Source organism: Paraburkholderia sp. J63, assembly GCF_905220245.1.
Lineage (GTDB): Bacteria > Pseudomonadota > Gammaproteobacteria > Burkholderiales > Burkholderiaceae > Paraburkholderia.
The window spans coordinates 1-8,211 of record NZ_CAJMZF010000094.1; the positions used below are offsets into that span (position 1 = coordinate 1).

The 8,211-nt window shown below is 66.2% G+C and carries 6 protein-coding genes and 1 tRNA gene; 3 read left to right on the forward strand and 4 right to left on the reverse strand.

The genetic code is table 11. The features are described from left to right. Positions 1 to 89: 89 nt before the first annotated feature. Positions 90 to 1,064, reverse strand: a complete 975-nt coding sequence (locus U5775_RS38250) for a 3-carboxyethylcatechol 2,3-dioxygenase (RefSeq protein WP_322063325.1) — start codon at positions 1,062 to 1,064, stop codon at positions 90 to 92. 17 nt (positions 1,065 to 1,081) lie between these two features. Further along, positions 1,082 to 2,935 carry a bifunctional 3-(3-hydroxy-phenyl)propionate/3-hydroxycinnamic acid hydroxylase gene (locus U5775_RS38255; protein WP_322063326.1) on the reverse strand — a complete coding sequence of 618 codons (1,854 nt, stop codon included), beginning with the start codon at positions 2,933 to 2,935 and terminating at the stop codon, positions 1,082 to 1,084. A gap of 194 nt (positions 2,936 to 3,129) precedes the next feature. On the opposite strand from U5775_RS38255, the gene U5775_RS38260 reads away from it, so the two are divergent. Both U5775_RS38260 and U5775_RS38265 read left to right on the forward strand, forming a co-directional pair. Continuing rightward, positions 3,130 to 3,921: a DNA-binding transcriptional regulator gene (locus U5775_RS38260; RefSeq protein ID WP_322063327.1), complete on the forward strand. Its 792-nt coding sequence runs from the start codon at positions 3,130 to 3,132 to the stop codon at positions 3,919 to 3,921. Positions 3,922 to 4,028: 107 nt separating this feature from the next. Continuing rightward, a tRNA-Val gene (locus tag U5775_RS38265) sits at positions 4,029 to 4,105 on the forward strand. A gap of 97 nt (positions 4,106 to 4,202) precedes the next feature. On the opposite strand, the gene U5775_RS38270 is transcribed toward U5775_RS38265, so the two are convergent. Both U5775_RS38270 and U5775_RS38275 read right to left on the reverse strand, forming a co-directional pair. Further along, positions 4,203 to 5,102, reverse strand: coding sequence for a glutamate/aspartate ABC transporter substrate-binding protein (locus U5775_RS38270; RefSeq protein ID WP_322063328.1), 900 nt, complete (start codon positions 5,100 to 5,102; stop codon positions 4,203 to 4,205). Between the two features lie 116 nt (positions 5,103 to 5,218). Next, on the reverse strand, positions 5,219 to 6,529 hold the full coding sequence (locus U5775_RS38275; protein WP_415913761.1) for a D-amino acid dehydrogenase: 1,311 nt from the start codon (positions 6,527 to 6,529) through the stop codon (positions 5,219 to 5,221). Between the two features lie 350 nt (positions 6,530 to 6,879). Here U5775_RS38275 and U5775_RS38280 point away from each other — a divergent pair, with 350 nt between their 5' ends. Beyond that, positions 6,880 to 8,106, forward strand: a complete 1,227-nt coding sequence (locus U5775_RS38280; RefSeq protein ID WP_322063330.1) for a YeeE/YedE family protein — start codon at positions 6,880 to 6,882, stop codon at positions 8,104 to 8,106. The last annotated feature ends 105 nt before the right edge of the window (positions 8,107 to 8,211 follow it).

Sequence of the window (8,211 nt, forward strand, 5' to 3'; positions counted from 1 at the left end):
GATCTGCCCGCGCACAGGCTCGATCACCTCACGCGAGGCTTCGGCTTCGCGCAGCCGCGTAGCCAGCGCCGCAACGAGTTTCGGGTCACTCATTCCGTTCTCCCAGGTATATTCATTGAGGCCACCGCCGCGGGCGTAGCGTGCATGGTGGCAAAGCCGGCAATCCACTCAGGAATCGCGCGGTAATAGTCGAGCGATGCGCGGTACGGGCCGTAAGCCGCGAGCGCGCCGAACGCGGCAACCCACGTGCGGATCTCGTGCGCCGACTTGCCGCCGTCGCGCGTGATGGCCGCGTTGGTCATGCCGTCCACGGCGGTCAGCTCGCCCGAGACGAGGCGCTCGAGAAACGCACGGTCCCACTCGGGATTGAGCGGATGCAGCGGGCTATCGCCGCACGCGAAGGCCTGCGCGGCGGCCACGGTGCGCGCCTGGCGCGCCGCGCGCGATTCGGACGTGGGATTGCGGCCCGCGATCAGGCGCTCGGCCACTTCGGGCGCCGCGCCGATAAGCTCGGGCACAGGCGGCTCGTGCGAAATGCCGCCCGAGCCCGCCACGAGCACGCGCTTGTCCGTGCGCGAGAAGAAGCGGCCAATCGCGTCTCCGAGCAGGCGCGCACGGCGCAGCGTCGCCATAGGCGGCGCGACCGAATTGATGAACACCGGAATCACGGGATAGCGATCGAGGCCGCCCGTGAGCACTTCGAGCGCCTGCGCACAGCCATGATCGACCTGCATGCGGTACGAAAGCGCCACGTCGATATCGGCGGCTAGCACGTTCTCGGCGAGCGCATGCGCCAGATCTCCGGGCACGGGCAGCGTGCCCGCCAGGCTCTTGAAGTCGCCGATCGCCTGCGCCTTCGCGCCGATGCAGAACGGCGGCATCACGTCATAGAAGAAGCCGTTGAAGTGATCCGGTGCGAACACAACGATCAGGTCGGGCCTGAAGGCCTCGACGCGCTCGCGCGCGGCACGGCCCGCACGTTCGACTTCGGCCACCACGTCCGGCTGCGGATCGAAGTAGCCATGCAGCGGCGTGTGCGAAAGACATTCCAGATGAATAGGCATGGGCGTGCGTCTCCTGCTCAGGCTTCTGCTGCCCGCGCGACGGCAACGTTGCCGAGCGTGGGACGGTTTTGCGGGGCCGCAATGGCGCTTGCCTCGTGCGCGGTCGGTTCGGTCAAGCCCAGCTTGCCCGCGAGCTCGACGATGGCGGCCGAGACTTCCTGCGGCGCACACACACCCGCAACGAAGCGGTCCGGGCGCAGCAGCACGACCGACTCCGGCAGGCGGCTGAACCAGTCCTTGAGGCGCCCCTGCACGTCGCCCAGCGCCAGCACGCCCTCGGGCACGTCGTCCGCGTAGTCGAGCTGCACGTCGGGCTTCACGAACACGAAGCGCGCGCCAATCCGCTCCCAGAGCGCACGCGCCTCGCGCGTGAGGCCGAAGGTCGGGTCCGCGCCCCAGGCGAGCACGGCAAAGCCGTTGCCGATCGCATCGTCGAGCCGCACCACGCGGCCGTCTTCCCTACGCACGCGCGGCTGAATGAACATGCGCCCCACCGGCGACGCCGCGTGCGGATCGCGGCCATACGCCAGGCGGCCCAGCAGCGAGTCACGCTTCTGGCTCATCAGCCCCAGCAGGCGGCCCGGCGCGGAATTGCCCGAGCGTTCGAGCACGCGCGCGAGCCAGCCGCCCGTCTGTTGCGGCGGCGGCAGCAGCACCACGCCCGCTTCGTAACGCGGCATCGGCTTGAAGCGCATCTCGACGAAGTAACGCTTCACCGCGGGAAACACGTTCATCGAGCGCACGAAGCGGTCGCGAAAGCGCGTGCCGAAGCGCGTAGTTGGCGCGAAGATATCGCCCGCCACTTCGGACAGATGGATCATCGAGCGCGCATGCGCGCGGCGCTCCACCGTATAGGTGTCGAGCAATCGCCCATCGGCGAGACCCTTCGCGACCATCGCGAGCTTCCACCCAAGGTTGTTGGCGTCGCGAATGCCGCTGTTGTAGCCCTGGCCCTGCCACACCGGCATGATGTGCGCCGCGTCGCCCGCGAGCAGCACGCGGTCCACGCGGAACGTCTCGGCCAGCCGCGCGTTGTGTGTATAGACACGTTTGCGGATGTAGTCGACCTTTTCCGGGTCCGCGACCACCTTGCGGATCAGCGCCGCCAGGTTCTCGGGCTTCGAAAGCTCCTCTTCGGTCTCGCCCGGCATCACCATGAATTCGAAGCGGCGAATGCCGTGCGGCAGCGCGGCCGACACATAGGGGCGCTCGTGATCGCAATGCAGATAGATGTGCGGCGAGCCGATCGGATCATTGCGCACGTCCACCACGATCCACTGATTGGGCTTCGTGCGGCCTTCGAACGGCACGTTCAGCGCGCGGCGCACGAAGCTGTTGCCGCCGTCCGCGCCCACCATCCAGGCCGCGCGAATCGTGCGGCGCGCACCGCTTGCGTCGCTCACGTCGATCGACACGCCCTGCGCATCCTGCACGAACGCGTTGACGCTATGGCCGAGCAGCACCTCCACATGCTCGAAGCGCGCGAGCCCTTCATAGAGCACGCGATCGGCGAGCGGCTGGATGAACGCATTGCGGCGCGGCCAGCCGAACTCGTCGGTGCGCGGCTCGATCGACGCGAAGCAATGGCCGTCCTTCGTGACGAAGCGCATCCAGTGATCGGGCGTGGTGTGGGGCAGCAGCGCGTCGGCCAGGCCGACGGCCTGGAACACGCGCAATGCTTCGTCGTCCAAACCAATGGCGCGTGGATAATCGATAATCTGGTCGAGCTTTTCGATGAGCGTGACGCGCACGCCCTGCAGGCCGAGAATGTTGGCGAGCATGAGGCCCACAGGGCCGGCGCCGATGATGGCGACGTCGGTCGCATGCGGACCGCTGCGGACGGCGTCCGCCAGTACGGAAGGGGTATGCATGTTGTCTCCTTGTCTCGCGCGGCTCATCGGCCGCTACGGATGCTGACAGGGGGTGCCTGAAAACGGATCACCGTGTGCGACGCCGTGTCGCTGACCAGTGAATGGAAGCGAGTCTAGGGGCGCGCCGGAACGCTCTCAACATTTTTCGAGAAATGTGCATAGAATGCACATCGTTGATTCAAAAGAGATTTTTAATGACCAAGTACGCAAACGTGCGGGGCCTGGCGCGCGGGCTAGAGGTGCTCCGGGCACTCAACGCCATGGAGAACGGACGCGCGACGAGCCAGCAATTGAGCGAGGCCACGGGCCTGCATCGCACCACGGTGCGGCGTTTGCTGGAGACGCTGGTGGAGGAGGACTTCGTGCGGCGCAGCGCATCGGACGACAGCTTCCGCCTCACGATCAACGTGCGCGCCTTGAGCGAAGGCTTTACGGACGACGAAAGGATCGCTACCATCGCGCCGCCGATCATGGGGCAACTGCTGCAGCGCATCGTCTGGCCATCGGACCTCACGACGCCCGACGGCGACGCGATGATCATCCGCGAGACCACGCACCGTTTCAGCCCGCTCTCGTTTCACCGCGCGATGGTGGGCCGCCGCCTGCCGATGCTGCTCACGGCGGCGGGCCGCGCCTATTTCGCCGCATGCCCCGAGCCGGAGCGCGAGGACATTCTCGATCTGCTGCGCGCGGGTGCGGGCGGCGAGCAGCAACAGAAGCTCGCCGCCGATAAGGCGTTCATTCGCAATCTCGTGCGGCAAACGCGTGCCGACGGCTTCGGCTCGAATCACGGCGACTGGGCGGACCAGCGCAAGATCGGCGCGCTCGCGGTGGCGATCGCGGCGCATGAGCGCGTGATCGCGAGCCTCAACGTCATCTACCTGGAACAGGCGATCCATCCCGCGGAAGCGGTGCGCCGCTTCGTGCCCGAATTGCAGCGCGCGGCGCAGGAGATGGAAAAGGCGCTCGAAGCGCAGGAAGGCTGATCGCGAAGCGCGCCCTCCCGCCAGCACAGCCCCAAGCGCCGTTTTCAACAATTTGCGAAAAGCGCTTGCAAGCCCACGAGAGTGTCTCTATAATTCGCGCTCTCTACAGGCTCGTAGCTCAGTTGGTTAGAGCACCACCTTGACATGGTGGGGGTCGTTGGTTCGAATCCAATCGAGCCTACCAACGAATAGGCAGTACCGCGTACGCAAGCAGTCTGGTTGCAGTTACGCAATGACAATGGCGCATTCCCTCACGGGACTGCGCCATTTTCTTTTTGGCCTCAATCGAGCGCCTTGTCGTTCGGATGCGCGAACAGATCCTTCATCTGCTGTGAAAGCGGATAGTCGAGATTCATGCCGTTGGGCGGAATCGGCTGCGTGAACCACTTCGTGTAGAGCTTCGCCATTTCGCCCGAGGTCTGCATCTTCGCGACCGTCTCGTCCACGAGCGCCTTGAATTGCGGGTCGTCGCGGCGGAACATACATGCATAGTTCTCCGAAACAGGCGGTGTGCCGGTCACAACGTAAGCCTTCGGGTCCTTCGTCTTCGCGCGCTCGCCGTAGAGCAGCGGCTCGTCCATGACAAATGCCACGGCGCGCCCCGTCGTCACGTTGAGAAACGATTCGGCGTGGTCCTTCGCGCTGATGATCGTCATGTTCATATGCTTCTCTTCGTTCATCTTGCGCAGGAGGCGTTCGTCCGACGTGCCCGCCGTGGTCACGACGGTCTTGCCCGCGAGATCGGGGAAGTCCTTCACGCCCGCGTCCTTGCGCGCGATGAAGCGAATGCCGTAGAGAAAGATGCTGTTCGAGAACGCGGCCTGATTCTGGCGCTCGAACGTGTTCGTGGTCGAGCCGCATTCGATGTCGATGGTGCCGTTCTGCACGAGCGGAATGCGGTTCTGCGAGGTGATCGGAATCGTCTTCACCTTCAGGTTCGGCATATTGGCCTTCTGCTTGACCGCATCGACGATCTTCAGCGCGATTTCCTGCGAATAGCCGATCACGTTCTGGTTCTGGTCGTAGTAAGAGAACGGAATCGACGACTCGCGCGTGCCGAGCACGATCACGCCGCTGTCGTGAACTTTCTTGAGCGTGCCCGTGAGGTCATCGGCATGGGCGACGCCCGCGAGCGTCGTGAATGCCAGCGCCATCGCCGCAATCAGTTTCGTTTGGTTCATCGTGCTCTTCTCCCGTCTCGTCAAAATGAGGTTGCCTCGCAGTGAATGCGTGGTTCGTAGTGCCTGGTTTTTCCTGCTTATCGTGCTCGCCGTCGTGCTCGCCGTGATTCGGCCACTCAGCGGCCCGGCGCGAACGGATCGCCGTCGAGCGCCAGTTCGCGCTCTCCGAGCAGATCGGCCACCAGTTGCGCGCTTCCGCACGCCAGCGTGAAACCCAGCGCGCCGTGCCCCGTGTTCATCCACAAGTTGCGGAAATGCGTGGCGCCGATCAACGGCTTGCTGTCCGGCGTGGCGGGGCGCATGCCGGTCCAGGTCTGGATCGCGCCATAGTCGCCGGCCTCGGGAAACGTCTCGCGCGCCTGACGCGTGAGCAGCGCAATGCGCTCGTGATCGGCGTGCGCGCTCATGCCCGTGAGATCGACCATGCCCGCAATACGCAGCCGCTCGCCCAGCGGCGCGTACACCACCTTGTGATGCGCATCCGTGACCGAGACGCGCGGCGCCCCCTGCGCGCTCGCATTGGGCAGCGTGAGGCTGTAGCCCTTGAGCGGATACACGGGCACGCTCACGCCGAGCGAAGCCAGCATCGGCTGGCTCTGAAAGCCCAGGCACACCACGAACGCATCCGCCTCGATCTCACCCGCCGAGGTCACGGCCGCCTGCACGCGCAAACCTTTCGTACGGAGTCCCGAGAATTCGGTGGCGAGCCGCAAATCCACGCCGTCGCGCTGCGCCGCGCGCGCAAGACCGCGCGTGAAGCGGTCGCAATCGCCCGCCTCCTCGCCCGGCGTATGAATACCGCCCGCGATCTCGCCGCCGATGTGCGCGAGCGCGGGCTCGAGCGCAACGCACGCCGCGCCGTCGAGCGCATGCTGCTCGCAGCCGAGCTGCGCCTGATAGCCGGCCTGGCTGCGCGCGCCCGCGAAGGCTTCGCTGTCGCGATACACGACGAGCTTGCCGTTGCGCACGTAGTCGAACGCGAGCGCCTCGCGCGCGACGATCTCGTGCATGAGACGCTGGCTCAGAAAGCCGAGACCGAGCAGCTCCGCCGTGGTCGCCCGGCTGCGCGCACGCGTGCAGGCGCGCAGGAACGCGACGCACCAGCGCCACTGGCGCGGGTCCAGACGCGGCACGAAACGCAGCGCGGCGTCGCGCGAGAAAAGCCATTGCGGCAGCTTCGGCAGCACCGAAGGGTCCGCGAGCGGCGCCACATAGCTATAGCTCAACTGGCCGCCGTTGGCGTGGCTGGTCTCCTGCGCCACGTCCGCGTGACGCTCGACGAGTGTCACCTGATGTCCATCGCGGGCGAGAAAATACGCGGTCGTCACACCGATCACGCCGCCGCCCAGCACACAAATTCGCATATTCCGGTGTTCTCGTTCGTTTTCGTTCGTGCTTTTGCAGGCCGCCCCGGCGGCCCATGACACCAGTCTCGCCAGGCAAAAACAGGAACTCAATTGCGAATTAAGCGAGGGGTATAACTTCAGGTTAAGAAAAGCGCTGTGGGCAAATCCTTACTAATGGCATGGATTTGGCCGTTGCGCGCCCGAGACGCGATGGCCGGAACCAATCCCACGAGCGCCTTTGCCGACAACGGTTTGCGGCGCGCCACCCCGCACGCCGCGCCACCGAATAGCGCGCGAAAGCCGCCCCTGAAAGCACCGCGTCAGGTTGATACGCGTTTCATGCTATCTTCTGCGCTTCTTTTTTGACCTGCGCCCCTCTTTGCGCAGTGGCCAACCGGCTCGATCCGGTTGGCCCGCTCTCCCGCCCGACCATGTCCGATCTCTCCACGCCGCTTGCGCGCGCCCCGCGCCGTCTCGACTCCATCAATCCCAAGCCGCTCGCCATTGCGCTCGTGCTCGTCGCGCTCGGCGCCGTGTATCTCGCGCAGACCGTCAGCGTGCGCCAGGCCGCGCTCTATGGCGTCGGCGCGCTGCTCGGCATGACGCTCTATCACGCCGCGTTCGGCTTCACTTCGGCGTGGCGCGTGTTCATCGCCGATGGCCGCGGCGCCGGCCTGCGCGCGCAGATGGTCATGCTCGCCATCGGCGTGCTGCTGTTCTTTCCGGCACTCGCCGCGGGGTCGCTGTTCGGCCAGCCCGTGACCGGGCTCGTCTCGCCCGCGGGCACCTCCGTGATCGTGGGCGCGTTCATGTTCGGCATCGGCATGCAACTGGGCGGCGGCTGCGCCTCGGGCACGCTCTACACCGTGGGCGGCGGCAGCACGCGCATGGCCGTCACGCTGATCGCCTTCGTGGCCGGCTCCGTGATCGCCACGGCGCACATGCCATTCTGGACCGCGCTGCCGCAGCTCAAGCCGCTCTCGCTCGTGAAGACGATGGGCGCCGCGCCCGCCATCGCGCTCAATCTCGCGGTGTTCGCCGCCATCGCCGCGCTGACCGTCGTCGTCGAAAAGCGCCGCCATGGACGCCTCGTCGATCAGCCGACGCGCGCGCCGCACGCGTCGCCGTGGCTGCACGGGCCCTGGCCGGTGATGGCCGGCGCCGTCGCGCTCGCCGTGCTCAATTTCGCCACGCTCGCGCTTTCGGGCCGACCGTGGGGCGTGACTTCGGCGTTCGCGCTGTGGGGCGCCAAGGGCTTCGCCGCGCTCGGCGTCGACGTGGCCAGCTGGAAGTACTGGGCCGCCGGCCCGAACGCCGCCGCGCTCAGCGCAAGCGCGAGCCACGACGTGACCACGGTCATGGACATCGGCATCGTGCTCGGCGCGATGGCCGCGGCCTCGCTCGCGGGCCGCTATGCGCCGGTCTGGCGCATTCCGCTGCGCTCGCTGGTGGCGGCCGTGATCGGCGGATTGCTGCTCGGCTATGGCGCGCGCCTTGCCTATGGCTGCAATATCGGCGCTTACTTCAGCGGCATCGTCTCGGGCAGTCTCCATGGCTGGCTGTGGCTCGCGTGCGCGTTCGCCGGCAACGTGATCGGCACGAAGCTGCGGCCGCTGTTCGGCCTCGAAGTGGAGCGCGTGAAGAATACGGGGTGCTAGAAGCGGCGCACGCCGCCGCTTTTGCAGCGGCTTGCGCGGATTGACGTGGATTTGCGCGGATATCCGTGGGCTATCGCGGGTTAGCCACGCGAATTTCGCGCATAG